The organism is Paenibacillus marinisediminis, from assembly GCF_054343325.1.
In genome coordinates, this window is record NZ_JBTGUH010000001.1 from 1,111,711 (window position 1) to 1,134,269 (window position 22,559).

Genomic DNA, 22,559 nt, shown 5'->3' on the forward strand with positions numbered 1-22,559 from the left:
TCTTAGATCCAAGGTACAAAGGAGTAGTTGTCCTTCGCTTCCTTATTAACCAATGAATTCTTCAATGCGAGCTGCTGCATTTGCGGTACTCCTTCTAACTGCAAACGACCTTGCATAAAGGACTCCATCATATTGCGGTCTTTCAACAACGATTGAATTGCTTCTTTCAACATTGAAATCTCCTCCGCTTCAGCGTATTATTGTTCAACCTAAAGTATAGTACATGTTGTAACTATACTCTATCAAGATAGTATATTACATCAAACGCAATGACCATTGCGGAATTCCACAATTATTTTGCGTTCTTTGGAAAAAACGGTCGAAATGCCTATTGTCACCTCATATTTTAGATACCTATACTCTCAAAAAACGTCTCAAATCGAGCTTTCCATTCATGAGCCTGCGGAAGCAAATCAAAATGGTCCATGCAGCCGTAATAGTGAGTTTTAATCAAGACTTGCATATAAAGTATAGTTCCATTCTCTTGAAATAGCTGCAGTCGCTCAGCCGGATCCAGATTCGCCAAGCTTGACAGTTCTTCCTTGTTATAGAGCATAGGCAATGTGTGCTTGTCCGCCATAACATCCGACTTCTCGTCCGATCTCAAGCAGTCACGCAAATCATTCGTTAACTGCGCCATCATGCCCATGTCGCGTGCGTAGCTCTCCACATTTTCATTCCACTTGCCATCAGCCAGTATAACTCCAACCATGCATGACATCACGACAAGCGACGCTGACTTAAGATTCACCATGTCCATATAATCATCGGTATTGGAAGCATCATTCATCAAGTCGCGCATCTGCCCATTGAGTGAACGTAATACATTTCGATTCACCGTTTCAACAGCCAGCTTAAGACGGCTCGATTCGAATTGAGCCTCCTGCATAAGCTGCTGACCTAGCATCAGCAGGCTAAAGGCGACATTTAAAGCTAGCGGTGCAGGCGTCTGCATCCACGGCTTCGAAGGAGCGTCTTGATCTTGAATATCGTCTAATATGTCCGAGCTTAGAATAAGAAGCTCCAGCGCGGCAGCCACTCTGTGGATGTCTTCATTCGGTTCACCATCAAACATCTCATAATGGAACAAGCACAAATTGCCGAAGTGAAAGGCTTCCTTCAACTTGTCGTCTACATATGTATGTGCATACTGCCGCATCGCATCAACCGAAAAGTATCGATCAATAGCTTCTCTCATGTGCAGTTCCAACGCATTCGCGGTCAGTTTCATCACATCCTCCCCATTCTGTCTTAACCTAATAGTATATGATCACAGAAAAAAAAGGCAACCGCCAGCTTCGTTCCTGGTAGAAACGATGCGACGAAAGCCTAGGGAGAGAGCTATATTCATAAGACCGCCAAGCGGCTCATACTAACGCCGAAACGACGTTGTAGCGCGGAACATGAAAATATTTACGTTGTTCCAACACACTATCCATTCGTTCCAAGCTGCGGATCAATAAATATTCCATCATATGCTGCTGTCTCAGATCTAATTGGAACAATGGCATAAGCGCCTGCATACTCGTATTCATGATCTGATAGGCCGTAGATTGAGCGCAGAATAACCCTAATTGCGAGTCCTTCTTCGGTATTAATCCTTTTTCGACCAAAGTGCTAATCGCTCTAAATAATTCGTAACGAGCAGAGCTCCACAATCGCAGCAGCTTATCATCGCCTTCATACTGTCCATCTATATTCATATGCGCATGGAGATCATACAGTGCGCTGTCTATCGTCAATCCATACTGGTCATTTGCATCTTCAAATTGCTTTTTTACAAACTCACGCTCTCTTAAGCTCTGCAGGTAGCTTTCGACCCTTCTACGAGGAGAGGTGTAACCTGATAACAACGAGTTTTGCAGATCATATCCTCCGTACAAGGCCATCATACGTATTAATCGATAGCAGCGAGTCAGACTATTCTCTCGACAGCGATCTACTTCATGAATTATGATTTCGTACGTATAGGCATAAAAGCTATGAAGCATTTCAAACAGTACATGATCTTCATGCAGCCCATGAGGCAGCGTGAGTTTGCTGAGGGTTATGCTATTATTTTGATGAATTTCTGAGCAATCTTCTGCTGCTGTTCCCCAACGATTAGCTAATACCCGCTGTTCCTGCTTGGAAAGTATACGCTTTGAAGGAAACGCTCGAAGATAGTTCCCGACCTTCAGTTTGAAAAATTCGAAAGCCTTTTGAAAGGAAGCCTCGTGCTCCGTTTCGATATGAACGACCATAGTCGGGGCTGGATTCCATATCCGAAAGGAATACGCTCGAAGAATGGAACCATCATGCTGCAGTTGGCTTATGACTGGTTTAATACCGTCCAGCAACAGCCTGTCATGCTCATCATCATAATAAGCGATATGGATCGCTTTCCACATCATACTCACCCCTCTTTACTTCTAATTTGATTTGAACAATCTATGTTAACCATCTAGTTTGACAATCTATCTTACAAAAACTGTTATCGCTAACTAACTAATTAACTAACTTGTTTGTAAACAGCTATATTCCCCTATACATCCAACATTCGCCCTTATATAACAAAGACGATGCTGCGCGCATGGGGGAAGGAGGCTGCACACAACATCGTGATCTAATCAGAGGATATTGACTCAATAATGAAGCAAATAAGGGGGGAGGCTAATCGCTTCGGTTTATTGAGGGAAGTTTCACTGACGTAAACTGCAACCTTGTCTTAATTGCATCATACCTTAGTCTGCTTCAGCTTTCACCGATATGTTGTACCGTAATTCCCACAAACTTTTTGCGGTCTGCGGAGTTCCGCAAATAATCCCTTTACAAAACTAATATCATTAGTTAATATACTATTATGATTAGTTTGATGGAGGGACAGTTCAATGCGAATGACTAAAGCCGGATATGTAACACAATTATCGTTTATGCCTAACCTATTCCCTGTAAATTGTTATCTCGTAGAAGAAGAATCGGATCTAACCTTGATAGATGCAGCCCTTCCTTATAGCTGGAAGGGCATTATCCGAGCGGCTGCCCGGATAGGCAAGCCAATCGGACGTATCGTACTTACACATGCGCACAGCGATCATATAGGAGCGCTGTCAAAGCTCAAGCAAGAGCTTCCGCATGTGGAAGTCATCATCTCCGAGCGAGATGCACGCTTGCTTCGCGGTGATACGACGCTGTTGCCTGGAGAGCCTGAGACTCCGATTCGAGGAGGAGTTCCGAAGGTCGATATGGCGAAAGCCGACCGTCTTATCTCCCATGGCGAGCGAATCGGGTCATTGGAAGCTATTCAGGCTCCAGGGCATACACCAGGCTCTTTCGCTTTCCTTGATACCCGCAACCGCGCGCTTATCGCAGGTGATGCATTCCAGATACGAGGAGGAATTGCGGTGTCAGGTTATAAGAACTGGTCATTTCCCTTCCCTGCTCTCGCCACTTGGCATTACGAGACAGCTATCGCCAGTGCGAAGCGCTTGATCCGTTATCGGCCTTCACTCTTAGCTGTTGGACATGGTATTATGCAGGAAAGACCGGAAGGATTAATGGAGAAGGCTATTATTCAGGCCGAACACGACCTAGAGAAGAGGATGAAGCATGCGACAAAAAATTGATCAAAGCGTCATAGTAGCAATTGCGGCAAAGCTAGCAGATGAAGAAGGCTATGAGCAAGTCTCGCTCGCCGCAGTAGCGAAGCAGCTCCAGATCCGTACGCCTTCTCTATATAACCATGTTAACGGCTTGCCTGAGCTGCGCAAACAGCTTGCCATATACGCGTTAGGCAAGCTGTTGGAAGAGATGGTGGATGCCGCGCTTGGCCGTGCAGGCGATGAAGCTGTTCATGCTGTAGCACTGGCTTACTTCAACTTCGCCCGCCAGCATCCCGGTCTATATGAAGCGTCATTAAGCGCTCCAGATCCGCTTGATCCGGATATCCATATCATTGGAGATAAGATTGTTGATCTCATATTAAGGGTGATGGAGCCCTACCAGCTCGAGGGCGACGACAAAATTCACGCGGTCCGAGGCTTGCGCAGCATCGTACATGGCTTCGCTGCACTTGAGATCAAGCAGCAATTCAATATGTCGATCGACCGAAGTGAATCCCTCTCCGCCATCATGTCAGCTTATATTAGGGGAATTCGCAGCTAATATAGGCTTATTAAATGGGGCTGGGAGCGGACACACGAGCCGCTATTTGCGGCAAACACTACTAATTCGCCATACTAGCGGACCGTAGAGCCGTTATTTGACCCTAATAGGCAGTTTAGAGTTAGTTTTGAAGCAAATAGCGTCATCTGTGTCCGCAAGCCCTCAAAAAACACCCCGAAATCATGAAATAGCGGCCCCTGTGTCCGTTCAAACGCGGGTCATACGACCTTACTGTCACCATATGTGCTATCGGACAAAAAACCGCTGATCCAGTCTCATCGACTTGGTAAGCGGTTTTGTATTGATGTAGAAACAAAGAAGGGTTGTCCCAAAAAAAATGAGAAAAATGACTTTTGGGACAGCCCCTTTATCTCGATATTCCTGTTTAAGAAGCGACCCCAGAAGCGTTCACAGCCGCATCAGGCTTTACGGTCTTCTTGCGTCCCATAGGACCGGTCAACCATATGCCAAACGGCAGCTTGTCCAGCGCCCAAGAGATGCAGATCGATATTGACGCCACGACTATCCAAGTCAGCACAGCCGCTAGAAGATGATACCCTTCGAGCGGTATGCCTCGTGTCCAGAACGCGAAGAAGGACAGGACCAGCGCATGAACTAGATATCCTCCGAATGAATAGGTCCCGATCTTCTGCAGCGTTCTTGCCAGCCAGCCGCCTTGCTCCAATATATATAAGGCTGCGGCATACATGAAGAGCATCTGCGCGGTAATCACGATGAAGAGTGAAGGCTTAAGATAAGTCGATATGTTCAAGTTAATCGGCTCCACTCCGCCTTCCAAGAGACGATATCCGATGTAGATATACCCGACCACGAACACAGCTAAGCTCCAGCCTGCGAACTTCTTCACACCTTGCCGCCACTCTTTTAGATAGAGGGAACATACGATACCCATCGCGATATAGAAGAAATACATGCCGACAAACATCGTACGGTGTGATAAGAGCCCCTTTCCCACAGGATTCAGATGCTCATACAGATGCGGCGCAAGTCGATAGGACCAATCCATCAGCAGCGCGTATAAGCCTCCTAAGCCGATCATCAGCACGATCAACGGCTTGCGCAAATCTTCGCCAAAACGCCGTTTAGCCCACGCATGGCACCTCTCCACCCAGCGAGCCAGCAGCGGAAACACCAGATACAGCTGAAATATCATTAAGATAAACCACATGTGATATCCATATGTCGGATCAATAAACTGACGAAGAAGTTTGATCCAACCATCAGCAGTTAAGAGTTCAGTATTCAATGAGCATAGCCCATAGATAAGCGTCCATACGACATAAGGAACGAGTACTGCCTGCGCTCTTCGCTTCAAGAACGGCCTGTAGGCTACAGTTGAATCATAATTATAGAACAAGATAACAGTGGATAGGAATACAAAGGTCAACGTCCCATATCTCGTAAAGTGATACAGCATGCCGAGCATAATAGAATCCTGTACCAATATATCTTCACGATAGATATACTCTCCTATGCTGTGCTGGAGCACAATGGCGAAGAAGGCGAGCGCCCGCAGAACCGTGATCTCATCGATGCGCGGCTTGCTCATCCGCCGACCACCATCTTGTGTTCCCATAACAATCCCCCTCTCGTCATAAGGTAATAAAAGATGATTGTATCTTCTAAAGCTGAAAAAGAGATTAGTCCTACATAAAATTATCACGATTTCAATGAGTTCCAGACTCTACATGATAATACCATATATTTACTAGTTTATTGGAATCCTATATATTTTATTTAGCTAGACTTTCACCTCTAAGCTAGATGTTGGAATTGGAAATAGTACAATAGAATGGAGAAAACGAGTATGCAGTGGTATCAATCTCATATAGATGAAATACGTACAATTTTTGCGGAAGCAGAAGCTTACATTCATACGTTTCCCGCACCTTTGAATCAACGAGGAGCCGCTTATTTGCACAAATTCAATCCGATACATAAAGACAGCACGAACAATTATATATGTTACCTTCTCCCTTACTGGATTAAGGAAATTAGTGGTATCTCTCAGCAGCATTGTCGGCAGCTTGCAGTAGCGAACATATTTGTTATGCTATACTTTTTCATTCAAGACGATCTGATGGATGAAAGGCCAACCGCATCTCATGAAGAGCTTGCGCTCGCGAACATGTGCTACCTGCAGTTTTTGAACACCTATCAGAAGTTGTTTCCGTTAGATTCTCCATTCTGGAGCAGCTATCGACAATATATCGCGGATTGGGCTGAATCAGTGTCAAATGAACCCTGCTCGGATTACTTTCACCATAACCGACAAGCTATCGCTGATAAGGCTGGCCCTGTGAAATTGGCAAGTACAGGCGCTCTCTGTCTAGGCGGAAAATTGGATCTGATCGAAAAAATGTCTGCTGCAGTAGATTGCGCGATTCTGATTCTACAGATGTCGGATGATTGGTCAGACTGGAAGGACGATCTTGCGGAAGGAAGCTATAACTGCCTAATCGCTTGGACAAGGTCAGAGCTAGGGCTTCCAGATCAGTACATTATGACTGAGGATGAGGTATGGCACGCTATTACCGTGCGTGATGTGTTTAACGGATATGCCGAACAGGCGAAAGTATACGAGTATACGATACGAGAATATGGCATTGAGGTACCCGAGTTATTTCAATTTCAGCAGTCGATGATCGACAGCATCTGCGCAGAGGCCGCCCGCTTGCAACAGGCCAAAGAATTGTTGATGCATGGAGGTTTATTCTATTTCGCACCCCAATATAGGTAAGGCTGATTATGTAACAATTTAGGTAAAATTAACTAGAATACATTGGAATATCGTGGTAGACTTTAGGTGTATCTATACCTAATGTGGAAGGTGTAACCATGACTAACAAACTACAATTGAAAGAGCAAATTATTCAGAAGGCTTGGGAAGATCCTGCGTTTAAGCAGAAGCTTCTGTCAGATCCCAAGGCAGCGCTTCAAGATGAATTCAACATCATCGTGCCTGAAGATATCAATCTTGTAGTCATCGAAGAGACTTCATCGACTTTCGGGCTTGTTATTCCACAGAGCCCTGCACAAGTGTTGAGCTTGAATGAAAGTGATGAGCAGCTAGGCAGATGGTAATGGTGAACGAGAAGAAGGAGGAGCGAACACGTCGCTTCTCCTTCTTTATGAGTAAACATACTATTCTGTAGCTTGGGGAAAGTCTATGACCGCCTCAGTACCGACACCCTTTTCACTATTAAAATGAAGTCTGCCGCACATAACTTCTACAATTCGATAAGTTACGATCAGCCCTAATCCTGTCCCCTTTATCTTATTCGTATAATAAGGTTCTCCGAGACGTTTCAATTCCTGTTCAGTCATGCCAATACCATTGTCCTGAATATGAATATATACTCGATTCTCTTGCTCATATCCCCAGATCCGGATTTCTCCGGCATCATCCAAAGCTTCAATGCTATTCTTAATTAAATTAATAAACGCTTGCTTGAACTTGGACGAATTCCCTCGAATAGCTAAGCTGCTCGGTACATCGACGTTAATAGTAGCTCCTGACATATTGGCAAGCGGCATCAGAATTCCTTCAATATGCTTCATTTCTTCAGCAATCTTTAATACCTTAAGATCCTGCAATTCCGGCTTCGCAAACGTCAGGAAGTCTGTAATGATGGACGATGCACGATCCAGCTCGTTTACCGCAAGATCTAGGTAATCCCGCTCTTTAGGGTCTGCCTTGCTGGCAATGATCTGCAAGAATCCTCGTGTTACCTGAAGAGGATTACGTACTTCATGGGCAACTGATGCTGCTAGCTCGCTAATCATCTCCATCTTCTCCGCATGCTGCAGCTCATTATTATACATCTCGAGATCCTTTGAATATCTGATCACTCGTTCATGATTAAGCGCGATCGTCCTGCCTAATATGATAATTAACGAGAGTACAAAGCCTAACACTCCCCATTTCCACAACCAAAGCTCGTATTCTGTAGATTGGATAAAAAACCATACTAATTCCCCAATGGATACAAAGGCGAAGATTGCAAAGCCGCTCGTAAATAACATGGCGTCCGTATTGCCTTTGAGCGCGTACCTGATAGAATAGCACATCAGTATAACGAACTCGGCAATAATGATAAATCCGTAAATCGTGACACTAAAGAAGTAATATATATTAAAGAAGCTGGCTCCTACCGCTAAATAAATAAACAACAGCGCAAAGCAGAATAGAGAATACCAGATTAAGCAGCACCTAAATATGCTGACAAAGGATCTTTTTTTAAGCTCCATTATTTTTTCAAAGTAGAAGCACAATGCTGGAAACAAGATTAATAGGGCCATGTCAAAGCCTATGGTTGCTGCTTTTCCAATCTCAGAGAAAAATGTATAGGTGAAGGGTGAGTACGTTAGCATCAGAACTCCGATTGACAATATCACTACACCTAGCGACAGCCAGCTAGGAATATAGATGCTGCGCAGTAACAATCCGCAAACCAGCATAACTAACGCCATAAATAAGAAGGCGCTGCCCATCAATATATCTGCTAGCCCTTTTTCTACATAGACCGGTAACAGCGACTGATATTCTTTAACGATTCCCGCGTCTTTAATTCCTAATCGATCACTTGGCGACTCCAAATGAATAAATATCGTTTCTCCTTGCGGCTTAGACTGCAAAGGTATTAAGATTTGATTGACTTCATTCGTATAGCCTCTAGAGAAATTAAAAAGTGTTCGACTATCATCTGCGTACACCTTTACATCTAGAGCATAAACAACAGGAAGCAGAAGCCCCGCTTGTTCCCATTGCGTAGGTGGGATTGATATTCGATACCATACTCCTGCCACCCCATCCGGCTTTACGGGAACACCATCATTTGAGGATACGGTCTTCCACCATCCATCTTCTTTGACCATAATATCCGACAAAGAAAGGTGCTCCGTTTCCCAGTGCATCTGCCACTCAGATATCTTTATCTCATCGCTGTCAGCTGCATAACTGACCGAGGGCAGTATGAGCCCTAACATGAGCAGAATTACCCCTATTGAAAAAAAGGTACGAACAGTTCTCATACAGCACCCCTATATATCTATAAATTAGGTAAATGATTCCATTCGTTTAGATTCGACAAAATACGGTCTTATCCTGCTTAAATTCAAATAAAAAACATATATTTTGAATGTGAATTATCGTACTAACGAATTATGCGTTTCCATTGTAGAATCAAGCCTTTTTCCACCCTATAAGATGGATTAACATGCATCGTTGTACCTATTTAAGCACATAACCTCACATTCACTTTTAGAAGAAAATACTCCATATTTCGACATTATCCTAGAAAAACCCGAGCATTCGATATGAAATGACATTCAAGCCCTATCCCTATTATAACTTGATTAAGGATCATATCTATAATTATTCTAAAAAAAGCCTTATATTAAATTGGACTAACCAAAAGTACTAGGTGCCTCTATGGTTAATTGAATATATCATTCGGCTTGCAACTAGCGTAATGATCGCATATGATAAGATCAAATCCCATGGAGGTGCATGTAGATGAGCAGTAAAGCACAACGTAACCGCCGCAAGCGTGAACGCGAGCATAAACTGAATCCCGAAATCAGCAGACAACAATGGATTCGTAAACCCCAGACCCAAGTCGTTATGAATAAGAAAGCAGAACAGCGCCGATCGATGTGCCGCAAGAACTGGCATGACGATAGCGCTGTTTTGTTATATCCGGCATAATCTGCAATTACTGATTGTAGATTAGAAGCGCATTGCTGATCTCCCGGCCTGGTTCAGTCAAATATTTTCCGTTATAGTAAAGGCAGCTTGATGCCCCTCCATCCAGATTCATTGCTTGATAAGCCCCTGCTTGCTTCATAACTTGAGCTAACTCAGGAATAGTTGCACTAGATGTGGTTAGAAGAATCAGCTTGTGATCCTTCGTGATTCCAACAGCACTGCGCGCTCCGCTGTTCGTTAATATTTTCGGGTCTTTAAAGCCTTCATTTACAGGATCAACTGTTATATTCCCATTAGTCACTAACCGCGGACCCGCTTGCAGAGCTCCCTGCACCTTCTCATCACGAATAAGCTGTGGAAAATCAGCGCCAGACACAATCTCCACTATATTCGCTCGATCAAAATATAATACAGATCGAGTATCCCCCGAGCTTTTATGCACGACTTTGCCATTCTGCACAATGTAGCCGTAAGGCGCCTTATAGCTTGTCTCGGAATAAGCATTGAAGAAAGTGCCGTTTATCGCTGCAATCGCTTTGCTGCTAACGGCCATGTCCTTCAGGGAGTCAACTGTTCCAGGTTGATTGTTGGCTACTGCAATGCCTAGTTTGATGTTAGGGTTAAGCAGATCAACCTGCAGAATGGTTGCGGGTATACGTTTCTTACCGACCATAAACGTTTGCTGCTTCTGCTCGATCGGATTGGATTGAATGACACGATTCAGCGGAACGATCGGAAGCCTATTGGTGTTCCCATTAGATTGGAACTCCATGACTGACGCAGTATTATCCCACTTGATGTCCAGCTTCATCACATCGCTAATGAATCGAATGGGAACATACGTCGTTCCCCCTTGAATAAATGGCGCAGCATCCAACGTGATCGTACGATCGTTAACAGTCGCCGTGTTCTTGCCGACCGTGAATGTGGCGGCTTGTTCCCCGTTGCTGACCGTTACTCGCTGATTAGGCTGATCCCACTTTACCTCATACTTAAGATGTTCGCTTAGATATCGGATTGGGACAAAGGTCCGATTAGCCTTCGTATCCATATATCCATAGCTCTTCATTGCAGCTGCTTCAACAGTTGAGTACTGAAACAATCCTGACATCATCAAAGCGCACCCAAGAACCGCTGCCACTCTTCTTAACTTCATCTCGCAATCCCCACAGTCTGATTAATTAGATAATATATGAAGATATGAAGATACTATCATATTAATAATCGAGTTAACAATACAAGATTCGACAATAATCCCCTTAAACCACTATAATCTTCGTTTTTTCTGTATATTTTATAGTCATCGTGGATAAGGCTTGTACTAGAAAGGAGCATTGCACATGTCAGATCAACGACTATTTGGTAAGGTTGCAGTCATCACTGGGGGCGGTTCCGGAATCGGGCGGGCCTCTGCTCTGCTGTGCGCCAAGCACGGAGCGCGCGTGGCTCTGTTGGATAAGGACCGTGAGCATACGGAGGAAACGAAGCGCTGGATTGAACAAGCAGGCGGAGAAGCGATCGTATTCGAATGCGATATTGCGATGCCGGAGCAAGTTGAACTTTGCTATGCGCAGACCGTAAAGCAATGGGGGCGATTGGATATCGTATTCGCCAATGCTGGCATCAACGGCACGCTGGCACCCATTGAAACGATGGGGATGGCGGATTGGGATGAGACGATGAATGTGAATTTACGAGGCACATTTGCGACGATCAAGTATGCGATTCCCCACCTCAAAGATAAAGGCGGAAGTATTATTATAACAAGCTCGATCAACGGCAACCGCGTATTCTCTGGTGCTGGCTATTCGGTTTACTCCACGACAAAGGCTGGAGAAGTTGCGCTCATGAAGATGGCTGCGCTCGAGTTAGCGCAGTACAAGATTCGCGTCAACGCGATCTGCCCTGGCGCTATCAAGACCAATATCGGCGAGAGCAGCCATCCGACTGCAGACCTGAAAGAGGTAGAGGTTCCAATTAAATTCCCGGAAGGGAGCCATCCGTTGGAAGGCCGTGCGGGTGAACCGGAGCAGGTAGCGAATGTGATGCTGTTCCTCGCATCCGATGATGCATCGCATGTAACGGGCACGAAGATATATGTGGATGGCGCGGAGTCTTTGCTTAGAGGATAAAAGGATAAGAGGGGCTGTCCGTCATGTACGAGGACAAGCCCCATTTTTTTCTGCTGCCGAGGCCGTCGGGATGGCTGAGACGTCATTTTTCTGCATCTCAGCCCTCGCGGGAGCTGATTTTGGACCTGAGATGCATTTTTTTGACGTCTCAGCCTTGTTTTTCAGCGTGACGAGGCCGTTCGGACGGCTGAGACGTCATTTTTTTGCATCTCAGCCTTCTCAGGAGCTTATTTTGGAGCTGAGATGCATTTTTTTGACGTCTCAGCCTTGCCGATAAGGCCGGGACGACTGAGATGCAAAGAAGGGGTTGCCTCATAAGTCATAAGAAAAATGACTTATTGGACAACCCCGTTTGTTTAAGCCGTCCCGCTTTCGAGCGAGGCGGCTCACCTATTGTCGATCTTGAATACTCAATCTAAAGTAATATGCTTGGCAAAACGCATACGCAGCACGGAGCTATATTGGAAGAAGGCATTGATGTTCGCCTCTGTGCCTGCCGCAACAATGAGAACTCCACTGTCCGAACGATCGGTAGCCCTCACGATCAGCTGTGCTGCTTCACGTTCGGATATACCTCCGCCATTTCCTGCACCAAAATCATGCAGATCGAATAGCAGAACTCCGCCTTGCGCTTGAGCAAACTTAGCTTGCAAAGGAGTGGTACCGCTAAGACTCGAGGACGAAGACGACTCATAGTCCTGAGGCACGTTCTGGACAACATGACCTCTGCTTAAGACCCCATATCGCTGGTACAGCTCTCCCAATAAGACGGAAACGGACATTCTTGTACGGCTGTCTCCTTCTTTCACAAGGACGCACATCGGAACGGATTCCGCATACATGCCTTGAGATTTTCTCTTCTGATAGACTTCCAACTGTTTGGACCATTCTCGAATCTGCTCCTTCTGATGTTCCGGCATCGGAATCTGGAGCAGCTTTGCTTCTAAATCAAACGATTCGGTCGGACTCGATTCCGAACCTGCGTCACTGTGCATGATTGTATCAGATGAGTGCATAATAGCTTCTTCCACTATCGGTTTCGGATGCGGCGGCTGCACATCCATTCGCAACGGCTGACTTGCTGCTGCAGTTGCTCCAACTGCAGTTTTCATTTCCTGTCGAACAGGTTGAGGTTGCATTGGTTGTACTGGCTGCGACGCAAACGGTATCACATGGGGGAAATAGGCTCGTACGTGAATATTCTGATCGATGAAATCTCTCATCCTATCTGCGGAGCCCGTCAGAATAACAACAAGGTCATCGCTGTAATCATCCAGTAGGCTCAACAAGACAAATATCGCTTCTTGGCCTTGATCGGCGTGTTCCCCTTCCAACAGTTGATATGGATTGTGAATAACGAGCACTCCTCCATGAGCCTCATCCAACAGTGCTTCTGTCTTCTCCTCCGTCTCATATCTCAAAGGATCAATGAAATCCTCACTCACTGCTTCTGTAACGATGCCTTCCGAGAGCACTTGAAGATTAGTAAGCATCTGGGCGGTCAGTTCAACAACCTTCCTCATATCCTCCGTATACTCTCCCGTAAACACCATATGCTTTCCGAAAGAGTGTATAGGCTGTCCCTCGTTCTCTCGCTGCTCCTGAAGCATAATCAGTTCTGCCATCTGTTGAACATGCCTCTTGGCAGCTGCTGAGCCTGGGACCTGTTGAAGCTCTTGAACAATATCCTGCAGTTCACGCTCCAGCTCCTCATCTGTGACATGTTCCTTGTGATCCTCCTCAAGCTTATCATCCTTGACCCACTCACTAAGCAAGTTCGTGACCTCTTCAGGTGTCAGCAGCACGTCCCGATGGCGAATCGAATCTTCAGGGCCAACTACACCCAGCTCCTCCATCTGCTCTAGTATCGTACATGCTCTCGCATATTCGATGAACATCTTCTCTTGCAGGAGCAGCGGTGAAGCATATGTCGCCTTGCTGACTACAGCGATCGCCGTTTTGATTGAATCATCATACCTATCCGCATTTGAATCAATGGGAGCCCTTCCCCTATGAGCATATTGCCAATTATATCCCCCATCTCCTTCACGCTGTTCATCTCGTTTGACCGTTTGATTTACGAAGTACCAGAGCCCGGCAATTGCTCCGAACAGCAGTATTATTCCACCCGATGAAGATGGATTGATGACGATTATAAACACCACAATTAAAGCCAAATATACGCCAGCCTGCTTCAAGGTTCACGCCTCCGCAACTTCCTCATATTTCCTATTATGATAACATAGGAAACCCGGTGATTGAAGCATGCTTTGCTCCAACGCTAAGAAACCGGACGCAAGGTCGCGTCCGGCTGTTTAATCAGTATGCATGTTATCGATGTGGCATGTGTCAGTGCAAGCTAACGCAGGCCTCGAAGAATCTTGTGCCTTCCTCTGACGTGCCGCTGATGAAGCAGTCGCCTATACCCGTTGCAGAGCGGAATACGCTATACTTCTGTCCCAGCATCGCTTCTTGATGGTACGTAATATGAAAGCGTGCTACGCTCCCCTCGAGCTGCTCTGGAGTCAACGCATCCAGACAAACGTCCGCAAAGCGCGCATTGTTCATGTGGCCGTTCATATCCAGGCTGCTCTGACGCACAGTCATATCATAAACGCGCTCTAGTATAACATCTGCCGGAAGCTCCACCCTGTTAGGCACATCTCCGACAGAGTCATGACTGCTCTCAGGCACTTCGTATGGAAACGCGGATGAGCGCAGAATTCTTCGCTTATGAATATCAACCAAGACCCATACGGTTCTAGCCTGTGCCAACAATTCCTGCTCTGAGCCATAGATCCGGTAATCCCGGAACCATTGCACCCCTTTGGAGCCTTTGTGCCAAGTCTCAATGACTAACGTGTCGCCATACCGCGGTTGATGAATCAGCTCCAAGTCCACTGTGACCAGCATCCAAGCCAGTCCTTGTCGAATCATATCGTCAAGGAGAATGCCATTTTCAGCTAAATGAGTGTCTCCAGCACGCTGCATCCATTCCAATAATGTGGACAATCTGCACATTTTCTTGTAATCGCAATTATCAGATTGGATAACATGCTGCTCGCTCCAACGATCCTTCATCTTTTGTTATCCCCCTGCAACCATGATGTGTTATAACGATATTCATGCTTAGCTCGAAACTACATATTCACGATATTTCTCCATATCGCTTCGTTTGCAGTCCAAGGTGAGCTTCGTGCCTTCATTTTCATAATCAGTCGACATTACGGTCGCATGCTCATTCAGATACGAGATAAGTTGACCCTTATCATAAGGGATTAACATCTCACACCGAACATAATCTTTGAAAATATGCGCTCGCGTAAGCTCGATCAGCTCCTCCAGCCCTATCCGCTGTTTAGCAGACAGGTATACGGCTTGATCTTCCGTTCTAGGAAGCTCAGTCTCTGTCAGGTCCGACTTGTTATAAGCAAATATGACCGGAATATTCTCAATTCCAATCTCCTTCAACGTATCGTTGGTGATCTGAATCAACTGCTCATAATTCGGGTTCGAATAATCCACTACATGAATAAGCAGATCCGCTTCCGCGACCTCTTCCAATGTAGAGCGAAACGCCTTAATCAAATGATGAGGAAGCTTGCTGACAAAGCCGACCGTGTCTGTCAGGAGAAACGACTTATTGTCTTGCAGCTGAATATTGCGCACCGAGGTTTCCAGCGTCGCAAACAACATGTCCTTCTCAAATACTTGCTTGACTGCAGTCGGATTCGTATGCTCCATCAACGCATTCATGATCGTGGATTTACCAGCGTTCGTGTACCCTACAAGCGAGACGACTGGAATCTCATTCTTCTTGCGCTTCTTGCGCTGTGTCTGGCGCTGGAATACGAGCTGCTCCAGCTCTTTATTAAGCGCGGTGATCTTCTCTTCGATCTTCCGGCGATCGAGCTCGAGCTTCTTCTCGCCGACACCTTTGTTCTTGGTGCCGACACCGCCGGTCTGACGGCCAAGTGATGCGCGAAGGCCGATCAACCGCGGCAGCATATACTGCAGCTCCGCCACCTCAACCTGAAGCTGCGCTTCTCGCGTCTTGGCGCGCTCGCCGAAGATGTCGAGGATCAGAATCGTACGGTCGATAACCTTGCACTCCAAGTCCGCTTCCAGATTCCGAATCTGGGACGGAGACAGCTCATCGTTGAAGATGACCATGTGCGCATCCAACTGGTTGACCAATATGCGCAATTCTTGTATCTTGCCTGTTCCAATATAATGAGACGAATTGACCCTCTGCAGATTCTGGGTCATCGTGCCGACGACCTCAATGTCACAAGCTTCGGCCAAGTTGCCGAGCTCTTCCATCGAATATTCAAAGTCGTGCTGCTGCCCGAGATTCACGCCTACTAATATCGCTCTTTGCTGTTGTTCCATATGATATGGACCTCCTTTAATTTAACGGTTCAGATGGAGGTCGGTTCATTAGCGATAGTAGCGGTAGCATCGGCAGCGAGTCACGATTACTCTACGGCCTATCATACCTGCTCACTCCTTACGATTCCGAACTCATGATGTCATAACCGCTAACATCATATTCAAATCATATCATAGTTCGATCCAAACCGTCATACAAAGGAGCGCGCACCCTATGGAAAAAATGGTTATAACTTCGATCCGTATTTAAAATATCTCCCAGCAGCCGCTCCCTGATGTTTCCCAGGCCCAAATTCACGCCATATATGGAATGTGATAAAATGAAATCACGATTTGCGTATGGGAGAGAACGAATATGGATCGAGTTAGAAATGAAGCTGATCACGCGAGTCACGCGCGCAATGGCCGCGTGCTCGTCATGACATCAGTTGCAGCCGAGCGGGATGCTGTGCTCCGCGGGCTGCAGGGCGATGCCCGCTTCGACGTGCTGATCGGCGGCGTCGGCTCTGCCGCGGCGGCGATCAGCACCGCGAAGGCGCTGAACCAAGCCGATACCGTGTACGGCTTGGTTGTGTGCGCGGGCATCGCAGGCGGCTTCACGGAACGTGCCGCCGTCGGCTCTGTTGTGGTGGCGAGCGAGATGATCGCCGCCGATCTGGGCGCTGAGACGCCGGATGGCTTTCTCAGCGTGGACGAGCTTGGCTTCGGCTCGGCGCGAGTCGCCGTAGACGCGGAGCTTGCGGCGAAGCTTGTCGTCGCGTTGCAGGCAGCCGGCCAGCCTGTGCAAGCTGGCCCCGTGCTTACACTGTCGACGACGACCGGCACCGCCGCCACCGCGCAAGCCTTGGCAGCGCGCATACCAGGCGCTGCCGCCGAAGCAATGGAAGGCTACGGCGTAGGACTCGCCGCGCAGGACAGAGATGTACCCGCGCTCGAATTTCGCGCGATCTCAAATGCGGTAGGACCGCGCGATCGCGCGGCATGGCGCATCAAGGACGCGCTCGATGCGTTGGAAGCTGCATGCGCTGCATTACGGGAGGTGCTTTAATTGAATAAGCTGAAGATTGCCTTTTCTCCATGCCCGAACGATACTTTCGTATTCCATGCATGGGTACACGGCTTGCTTCCAGATGCTCCGCAGTTGGAAGTTACATATGCCGATATCGATATTACGAACGGCCTTGCCGCAAGCGGTCAGGGGCTCGATGTCATGAAGATTTCGTTCGCCGCGCTGCCGTGGGTGCTGTCAGAATACGCGCTGCTGCCATGCGGAGGCGCGCTCGGTAGAGGCTGCGGCCCGCTCGTCTTGACGAACAACGGCAGCAACGACCCTGCTGCGCTATCGGGTCGCAAAGTAGCCGTGCCTAGTGAACGCTCAACTGCGTACTTGTTGTTCCGACTGTGGGCAGCTCAGCACGTACCTGGAGGCATAGGCGAGATCGTCGTCATGCCGTTCCACGAGATTATGCCCGCTGTGCGAGACGGACTGATTGATGCAGGGCTCGTGATTCATGAAGCCCGTTTCACCTATCCAAACTATGGACTCACCTTGCTGGCTGACATGGGAAGCTGGTGGGAATCAGATACGGGGCTGCCCATTCCGCTCGGCGCGATTATTGCTAAGCGTACGCTCGATCTAGAAGCGCTCGCGAATTGGACACGAGCTTCGGTTCGTTACGCTTGGGCGCATCCTGAAGCATCTCGTGACTACATCATGTGCCATGCGCAAGAAATGGACGAGCAGGTAACGAACGCGCATATTGACCTCTATGTGAACGAGTTTACAGGGGATCTCGGTGAAGATGGCTACGCCGCCATCACAGCCTTGCTTGATCGAGCCGCGCAAGAAGGGCTCGTTCCGAAGATCGATCCAGCAGCACTTCGCTGGTAGTCTGCCGAACCTTCAATAGAAGCTTTGTTATCGTGAGTCTATTTGCATGAGCAGCGTATAACAGACGATTATTGGAGCATAGCTAAGCTAGAGTTCATTTTTATATCCTATTTAACAATGGAGGATCTGACCATGGAGCCTGTTACAGTACCTGACCTTTCAGCAAGACCGTTCAATCTAACAGTTGAACGTATGATGGCTGCGTCTCCCGACTTGATCTTCCAAGCTTGGACGATGCGGCTTGATCACTGGTTTGCGGCACCTGGGAGCGTCATCATGCAAGGTGAAGTCAACACAGCCTTCTTCTTTGAGACTTCTTTTGAGGGGAACCGTCATCCTCATTACGGACGATTCTTGCGCTTGGAGCAGGATCGCCATATCGAACTTACGTGGGTTAATGGGGCCGAAGGAACAAAGGGAGCCGAAACGGTTGTGACGATCGAACTGGAGTCGATTGACACGGGAACACGATTGCGTCTCACCCATGCTGGATTTCCAGATCAGGAGTCAAAGGATCGGCATGAGCAAGCTTGGCCGTATGTACTGGAGCAGCTGGACAATAAACTGACAGCACTTTCGGAATAGCAGCATAATTTAGCAAACAAAAATAAGGATAGAGATTCGGATATGCTCTGAAATCTCTATCCTTATTTATTGGCTGGTTCTAACGTCCAGCCTGTTCTATCATGGCTTGAATTCGCTCAGGCAGCGCAGCGATGTCCTCCTTGGACAAGCCTTCTGTTGGAACTGGCGGAAGAATGGTGACCTCAACCTCGGCAGGTCCTATCCAATTGCCGTTCGCTTCCATCAGCTTATAGGATCCACTGATCCGAATTGGCACAATCGGCGCCCCCGTCTTCACTGCGATCCGAAAGGCGCCGCTCTTGAATTCGCCAAGCTGATCTCCCTTGCTGCGAGTTCCCTCAGGGAATACCACGATCGAATAGCCATTCTCAACTAGCTCGGTCGCTTGCTTCAAGCTGTTCATCGACTGGCGCACATTTTTCCGATCAATAAATATGCAGCGCAAATGCTTCATCCAATCACGAATAAACGGCAGCTTCTCAAGCTCAATCTTAGCCAGCAGCGGTTTCGGAGCACCGATATGGCCAAGCATAATCGGCACGTCAAAATTACCCTGATGGTTCGATACATATACCGCCGCGCTATCCAGCAGATTCTCTTGGCCACGTACAGTAACCTTAGCACCTGCTACCTTCAGCAGCGAGCGCGCCCACCGACCGACTACTTTTCTAGTATAAGCATCCAACTCTTCGATTCGTCCTTCACGCTGCAGCTTATTGACTTTCATCAATCCAGGAACTTTAACGATCAGATATAGCCAAAAATAAATAAACCACACAAGAGTCCTTAATACTTTCATTTCCTGCTCCATTCCCTTTTTTCTATTCGGTATTGTAAACCAAGTATAGCATGGATGAATTGTTTAGCATGCTTGGGAATTCGTTACAAACACTATTCTTCTGACAAGTTTCAGCAGCACTCCGTTTTAATTGACTTCAACTAATCGACTTGTCATACTTAGTTGAGTACGATTGAAACTTTGACATTGTGAGGACTTCATAACTATGAACAGTAAACGAACCGACATTGTGACTTTTATTATTCTGCTTGCAACTATTATCTTCATGGTTGATTTCAAGGATTTAGGAGTATTGGACTATGCGATTCTAGCACTTGGTGTTCTATGGTCCGCTCTTACCATCGTAAAGTGGCGGAAACACAAATAATCACTCCCCAATAAAAATTGGAAACCATTGTATAAAAAATAACCATCTTTCACACAATAAACCTGATATTGGTAAATGTTGAAAGGTTGGTTGATGTTAGCATGGATTCCGTAACTATGGCCCGCGCCCTGTTTGGCACTTCAATGGCTTTCCATATTATATTTGCTACACTTGGCGTAGGTCTCCCCTTAATGATTCTCGTTGCAGAGATCATGTATTGGCGGCGCAAAGACCGTGACTATGCGATACTGGCTCGGCGCTGGACGAAAGCGCTCGGTATTCTGCTCGGCGTCGCTATTCCTTCCGGTACGATTGTCGGAGTTATGCTCGCCCTTCTATGGCCTGGATTCATGGAAATTGTCGGACAGGTCATCGCTCTGCCATTTCAGATCGAGCTCTGGGCCTTCTTCTTTGAAGCGCTCTTCATGGCGATCTATCTGTACGGCGCCGACCGCCTGACTTCGGGCATGCGGATTCTCAGTGTATTTTTCGTTATGGTAGGAGCGAGCGCATCCGCTGTGCTCATAACCGATGCGCAGGCATGGATGAACACGCCTGCAGGCTTCAACATCGTCAATGGTCAGATCACGGATGTTGATCCGTGGGCAGCCTTTTTTAACCCTGCTTTCTTTACTTCTGCAGTGCATGTGCTATCCACTGCTTACATGACAGGCGCATTCTTTATCGTGACTGCGGCAGCATACAATCTGCTTCGCAAGCGCAATGATGAGCGGGTTCGCGCTTATCATAGGAAGAGCCTTATGCTTGGTCTCGTCATGGGCTTGGTTATGTCCGTATTGACTGGGATCGATGGTCATGCAACAGCGCAAGAGCTGCATCACAACAATCCTGAGAAGCTCGCTGCCGCAGAAGGGCTGTTCGTAACTCAAACCAATGCACCGCTCACATTCGGCGGCATTCCCGATCCAGAAACGCAGTCGATTCGCTATGGGATCGAAATTCCAGGAGCTCTTAGCTTTCTCGCCGGCAACTCGTTCAAGACAGAAGTAATGGGATTAAATGATGTACCGCGAGATGAATGGCCGCCGCTGTTCGTTCACACCTTGTTCGACCTGATGGTGGCAATCGGCATGGGCTTGCTCGGCTTAAGCGGGTTCGCTGTCATATGGTATATGATGTATCGCAAGACCAAGCGTCCCTTCCCGCGTTGGGTCACGCATATCTTCGCTTGGACAGGACCGATATCTCTGATTGGCATCGAGACCGGATGGATATTCAGCTGCTCGGCGCGCCAGCCTTGGACGATCTATAAGGTTCAACGCACAACTGAAGCTGCGCTGAAGAGTGACAGCATGGGAGCTATGTTCCTGCTGTTCGTTTCGATCTATGTCGTCCTGCTCGTACTGACGGTGCTTGTCATGAGCTATTACTTTAAGCGCCATCCTGTTTCTAAGGAGCTTCCTGAAGCGAGGGAGGCGGTATCATGAACGAATCTACGATTGCGGCAACCTTGATCTGGGTGTTCCTGTTTATCTATTGCCTAGTCGGATCAGTCGACTTCGGCGCTGGGTTCTGGGCCATGTTCTACGCCAGTGAACCAGATAATAACGATTCCCGAGCTTCTGTACTCGCGAATCGCTTCTTGTCGCCTGCTTGGAAGGTAACCAACACGTTTCTCGTGTTGTTCGTCGTAGCGTTCGTTGGATTCTTCCCACGCGCTACTTATTCTATAGCTTCCATGCTGCTGGTACCGGTCTGTCTCGTGCTGGCGCTGCTCATCATTCGCAGCGCCTTTATGGTGTACAGCTACTCCGTATCCAAATATGGACGGACACTGCGAATTATATCCGGAATCACCGGACTGCTAATTCCGGGCTTGCTTGTAAGTGTGCTTGCGGTAACGCTGGGCGGATTTACGACGACACGCCCTGACGGCTCATTAGCCATCGCATACAGTAAGCTGCTGGTGAGCCCGACATTGTACGCTCATCTAGCCTTCGGCTATGCGACTGAACTGTTCTTCTCGGCTCTATTTCTAGCGGATTACGCACGTGAAGCTCGAGATATATCCACCTATCGAGTATACCGTCGGCTCGCCGTTATCTTTGGCCCGCTCAGCATGCTGACAGCGGTGATCGTGGTGTTCACTCTCCCAGCGGAAGCCAGTTGGTTCGTTAATAATATGAAGCAAGAGGGATTATGGTTTCTTATCTCCGCTGTCGTGTTCGTCATCGCGTATGCCTTCTTATTCGTGAAGCGACCCGATGGCTGGACAGGCTATACGCGGATTACGGTCTTCGGTGTAACCGTGCAGTATGCCATCGCGATCTTCGCTTATGGCCACGCGCATCTGCCGTATATTGTATACCCGTTCCTCACGTTAGAGCAGGGCTTTACGAATTCAGCGATGTTTCGTTCGCTGTTCATCGGCTATATCGTCAGCACGGTTCTGCTCATACCGGTGTTTATCTTATTCTGGCGCATGTTCCTCAAGGATAAGCAATATATTGAGCATGAATGAGAAGAAGGCTGAATCCACCGCATTACCTAACGGTGGA

The 22,559-nt window shown here is 47.3% G+C and carries 22 protein-coding genes; 12 read left to right on the forward strand and 10 right to left on the reverse strand.

Annotation, left to right across the window (positions count from 1 at the left end):
* Window positions 1-2 precede the first annotated feature (2 nt).
* From ACXX53_RS05205 to ACXX53_RS05215, 3 genes are all read right to left on the reverse strand, one after another.
* Complete coding sequence (locus ACXX53_RS05205) at window positions 3-173, reverse strand: hypothetical protein (protein ID WP_458567513.1); 171 nt, start codon at window positions 171-173, stop codon at window positions 3-5.
* Window positions 174-346: 173 nt separating this feature from the next.
* Window positions 347-1,231, reverse strand: a complete 885-nt coding sequence (locus ACXX53_RS05210) for a polyprenyl synthetase family protein (protein ID WP_458567514.1) — start codon at window positions 1,229-1,231, stop codon at window positions 347-349.
* A gap of 136 nt (window positions 1,232-1,367) precedes the next feature.
* Window positions 1,368-2,393, reverse strand: coding sequence for a hypothetical protein (locus tag ACXX53_RS05215; RefSeq protein WP_458567515.1), 1,026 nt, complete (start codon window positions 2,391-2,393; stop codon window positions 1,368-1,370).
* Window positions 2,394-2,870: 477 nt separating this feature from the next.
* Here ACXX53_RS05215 and ACXX53_RS05220 point away from each other — a divergent pair, with 477 nt between their 5' ends.
* Together ACXX53_RS05220 and ACXX53_RS05225 are read left to right on the forward strand one after the other, a co-directional pair.
* A complete protein-coding gene (locus ACXX53_RS05220) occupies window positions 2,871-3,605 on the forward strand; it encodes an MBL fold metallo-hydrolase (RefSeq protein WP_458567516.1) in 735 nt (244 codons plus the stop codon).
* A complete protein-coding gene (locus tag ACXX53_RS05225) occupies window positions 3,589-4,143 on the forward strand; it encodes a TetR-like C-terminal domain-containing protein (RefSeq protein ID WP_458567517.1) in 555 nt (184 codons plus the stop codon). Before ACXX53_RS05220 ends, ACXX53_RS05225 begins: the two co-directional genes overlap by 17 nt.
* A gap of 385 nt (window positions 4,144-4,528) precedes the next feature.
* Here the strand turns inward: ACXX53_RS05225 and ACXX53_RS05230 are convergent, their stop codons facing one another.
* Window positions 4,529-5,740 carry an acyltransferase gene (locus tag ACXX53_RS05230; protein WP_458567518.1) on the reverse strand — a complete coding sequence of 404 codons (1,212 nt, stop codon included), beginning with the start codon at window positions 5,738-5,740 and terminating at the stop codon, window positions 4,529-4,531.
* A 231-nt stretch (window positions 5,741-5,971) separates the two neighbouring features.
* On the opposite strand from ACXX53_RS05230, the gene ACXX53_RS05235 reads away from it, so the two are divergent.
* Window positions 5,972-6,904 carry a hypothetical protein gene (locus ACXX53_RS05235; protein ID WP_458567519.1) on the forward strand — a complete coding sequence of 311 codons (933 nt, stop codon included), beginning with the start codon at window positions 5,972-5,974 and terminating at the stop codon, window positions 6,902-6,904.
* 98 nt (window positions 6,905-7,002) lie between these two features.
* Complete coding sequence (locus ACXX53_RS05240; protein WP_458567520.1) at window positions 7,003-7,248, forward strand: NHLP leader peptide family RiPP precursor; 246 nt, start codon at window positions 7,003-7,005, stop codon at window positions 7,246-7,248.
* 60 nt (window positions 7,249-7,308) lie between these two features.
* Here the strand turns inward: ACXX53_RS05240 and ACXX53_RS05245 are convergent, their stop codons facing one another.
* Window positions 7,309-9,198 carry an ATP-binding protein gene (locus tag ACXX53_RS05245; protein ID WP_458567521.1) on the reverse strand — a complete coding sequence of 630 codons (1,890 nt, stop codon included), beginning with the start codon at window positions 9,196-9,198 and terminating at the stop codon, window positions 7,309-7,311.
* Window positions 9,199-9,682: 484 nt separating this feature from the next.
* On the opposite strand from ACXX53_RS05245, the gene ACXX53_RS05250 reads away from it, so the two are divergent.
* Window positions 9,683-9,874, forward strand: a complete 192-nt coding sequence (locus ACXX53_RS05250; RefSeq protein WP_458567522.1) for a hypothetical protein — start codon at window positions 9,683-9,685, stop codon at window positions 9,872-9,874.
* A gap of 7 nt (window positions 9,875-9,881) precedes the next feature.
* Here the strand turns inward: ACXX53_RS05250 and ACXX53_RS05255 are convergent, their stop codons facing one another.
* Complete coding sequence (locus ACXX53_RS05255; RefSeq protein WP_458567523.1) at window positions 9,882-11,030, reverse strand: phosphodiester glycosidase family protein; 1,149 nt, start codon at window positions 11,028-11,030, stop codon at window positions 9,882-9,884.
* Window positions 11,031-11,214: 184 nt separating this feature from the next.
* On the opposite strand from ACXX53_RS05255, the gene ACXX53_RS05260 reads away from it, so the two are divergent.
* The gene (locus ACXX53_RS05260) at window positions 11,215-12,006 is read left to right on the forward strand and encodes an SDR family oxidoreductase (protein ID WP_458567524.1); all 792 of its coding nucleotides are present in this window, start codon (window positions 11,215-11,217) and stop codon (window positions 12,004-12,006) included.
* Between the two features lie 410 nt (window positions 12,007-12,416).
* Here the strand turns inward: ACXX53_RS05260 and ACXX53_RS05265 are convergent, their stop codons facing one another.
* From ACXX53_RS05265 to hflX, 3 genes are all read right to left on the reverse strand, one after another.
* On the reverse strand, window positions 12,417-14,204 hold the full coding sequence (locus ACXX53_RS05265) for a DNA translocase FtsK (protein ID WP_458567525.1): 1,788 nt from the start codon (window positions 14,202-14,204) through the stop codon (window positions 12,417-12,419).
* A 151-nt stretch (window positions 14,205-14,355) separates the two neighbouring features.
* On the reverse strand, window positions 14,356-15,087 hold the full coding sequence (locus ACXX53_RS05270) for an acyl-[acyl-carrier-protein] thioesterase (protein WP_458567526.1): 732 nt from the start codon (window positions 15,085-15,087) through the stop codon (window positions 14,356-14,358).
* A 48-nt stretch (window positions 15,088-15,135) separates the two neighbouring features.
* Complete coding sequence (gene hflX, locus ACXX53_RS05275; protein ID WP_458567527.1) at window positions 15,136-16,398, reverse strand: GTPase HflX; 1,263 nt, start codon at window positions 16,396-16,398, stop codon at window positions 15,136-15,138.
* Between the two features lie 355 nt (window positions 16,399-16,753).
* On the opposite strand from hflX, the gene ACXX53_RS05280 reads away from it, so the two are divergent.
* From ACXX53_RS05280 to ACXX53_RS05290, 3 genes are all read left to right on the forward strand, one after another.
* Entirely contained in the window at window positions 16,754-17,446 is a 693-nt protein-coding gene (locus tag ACXX53_RS05280; protein ID WP_458567528.1) for a futalosine hydrolase, read from the forward strand.
* Window positions 17,447-17,455: 9 nt separating this feature from the next.
* Window positions 17,456-18,289 (forward strand): 1,4-dihydroxy-6-naphthoate synthase, encoded by an 834-nt coding sequence (locus ACXX53_RS05285; protein WP_458567686.1) that lies wholly within the window; start codon window positions 17,456-17,458, stop codon window positions 18,287-18,289.
* A 132-nt stretch (window positions 18,290-18,421) separates the two neighbouring features.
* The gene (locus ACXX53_RS05290; protein ID WP_458567529.1) at window positions 18,422-18,874 is read left to right on the forward strand and encodes an SRPBCC family protein; all 453 of its coding nucleotides are present in this window, start codon (window positions 18,422-18,424) and stop codon (window positions 18,872-18,874) included.
* A 79-nt stretch (window positions 18,875-18,953) separates the two neighbouring features.
* Here ACXX53_RS05290 and ACXX53_RS05295 read toward each other — a convergent pair whose 3' ends face one another.
* Window positions 18,954-19,673 carry a lysophospholipid acyltransferase family protein gene (locus ACXX53_RS05295; protein ID WP_458567530.1) on the reverse strand — a complete coding sequence of 240 codons (720 nt, stop codon included), beginning with the start codon at window positions 19,671-19,673 and terminating at the stop codon, window positions 18,954-18,956.
* A gap of 205 nt (window positions 19,674-19,878) precedes the next feature.
* On the opposite strand from ACXX53_RS05295, the gene ACXX53_RS05300 reads away from it, so the two are divergent.
* From ACXX53_RS05300 to ACXX53_RS05310, 3 genes are all read left to right on the forward strand, one after another.
* The gene (locus ACXX53_RS05300) at window positions 19,879-20,040 is read left to right on the forward strand and encodes a hypothetical protein (protein WP_458567531.1); all 162 of its coding nucleotides are present in this window, start codon (window positions 19,879-19,881) and stop codon (window positions 20,038-20,040) included.
* 101 nt (window positions 20,041-20,141) lie between these two features.
* Window positions 20,142-21,488 (forward strand): cytochrome ubiquinol oxidase subunit I, encoded by a 1,347-nt coding sequence (locus tag ACXX53_RS05305; RefSeq protein WP_458567532.1) that lies wholly within the window; start codon window positions 20,142-20,144, stop codon window positions 21,486-21,488.
* Window positions 21,485-22,522, forward strand: a complete 1,038-nt coding sequence (locus ACXX53_RS05310) for a cytochrome d ubiquinol oxidase subunit II (RefSeq protein ID WP_458567533.1) — start codon at window positions 21,485-21,487, stop codon at window positions 22,520-22,522. Before ACXX53_RS05305 ends, ACXX53_RS05310 begins: the two co-directional genes overlap by 4 nt.
* The last annotated feature ends 37 nt before the right edge of the window (window positions 22,523-22,559 follow it).

Coding starts and splice junctions, on each gene's coding strand:
- ACXX53_RS05305 (WP_458567532.1), top strand. CDS start 20,142: ATGGATTCCGTAACTATGGCCCGCGCCCTGTTTGGCACTTCAATGGCT.
- ACXX53_RS05300 (WP_458567531.1), top strand. CDS start 19,879: ATGAACAGTAAACGAACCGACATTGTGACTTTTATTATTCTGCTTGCA.
- ACXX53_RS05245 (WP_458567521.1), bottom strand. CDS start 9,198: ATGAGAACTGTTCGTACCTTTTTTTCAATAGGGGTAATTCTGCTCATG.
- ACXX53_RS05260 (WP_458567524.1), top strand. CDS start 11,215: ATGTCAGATCAACGACTATTTGGTAAGGTTGCAGTCATCACTGGGGGC.
- ACXX53_RS05255 (WP_458567523.1), bottom strand. CDS start 11,030: ATGAAGTTAAGAAGAGTGGCAGCGGTTCTTGGGTGCGCTTTGATGATG.
- ACXX53_RS05215 (WP_458567515.1), bottom strand. CDS start 2,393: ATGATGTGGAAAGCGATCCATATCGCTTATTATGATGATGAGCATGAC.
- ACXX53_RS05310 (WP_458567533.1), top strand. CDS start 21,485: ATGAACGAATCTACGATTGCGGCAACCTTGATCTGGGTGTTCCTGTTT.
- ACXX53_RS05235 (WP_458567519.1), top strand. CDS start 5,972: ATGCAGTGGTATCAATCTCATATAGATGAAATACGTACAATTTTTGCG.
- ACXX53_RS05295 (WP_458567530.1), bottom strand. CDS start 19,673: ATGAAAGTATTAAGGACTCTTGTGTGGTTTATTTATTTTTGGCTATAT.
- ACXX53_RS05220 (WP_458567516.1), top strand. CDS start 2,871: ATGCGAATGACTAAAGCCGGATATGTAACACAATTATCGTTTATGCCT.
- ACXX53_RS05230 (WP_458567518.1), bottom strand. CDS start 5,740: ATGGGAACACAAGATGGTGGTCGGCGGATGAGCAAGCCGCGCATCGAT.
- ACXX53_RS05225 (WP_458567517.1), top strand. CDS start 3,589: ATGCGACAAAAAATTGATCAAAGCGTCATAGTAGCAATTGCGGCAAAG.
- ACXX53_RS05280 (WP_458567528.1), top strand. CDS start 16,754: ATGGATCGAGTTAGAAATGAAGCTGATCACGCGAGTCACGCGCGCAAT.
- hflX (WP_458567527.1), bottom strand. CDS start 16,398: ATGGAACAACAGCAAAGAGCGATATTAGTAGGCGTGAATCTCGGGCAG.
- ACXX53_RS05270 (WP_458567526.1), bottom strand. CDS start 15,087: ATGAAGGATCGTTGGAGCGAGCAGCATGTTATCCAATCTGATAATTGC.
- ACXX53_RS05250 (WP_458567522.1), top strand. CDS start 9,683: ATGAGCAGTAAAGCACAACGTAACCGCCGCAAGCGTGAACGCGAGCAT.
- ACXX53_RS05290 (WP_458567529.1), top strand. CDS start 18,422: ATGGAGCCTGTTACAGTACCTGACCTTTCAGCAAGACCGTTCAATCTA.
- ACXX53_RS05205 (WP_458567513.1), bottom strand. CDS start 173: ATGTTGAAAGAAGCAATTCAATCGTTGTTGAAAGACCGCAATATGATG.
- ACXX53_RS05210 (WP_458567514.1), bottom strand. CDS start 1,231: ATGAAACTGACCGCGAATGCGTTGGAACTGCACATGAGAGAAGCTATT.
- ACXX53_RS05240 (WP_458567520.1), top strand. CDS start 7,003: ATGACTAACAAACTACAATTGAAAGAGCAAATTATTCAGAAGGCTTGG.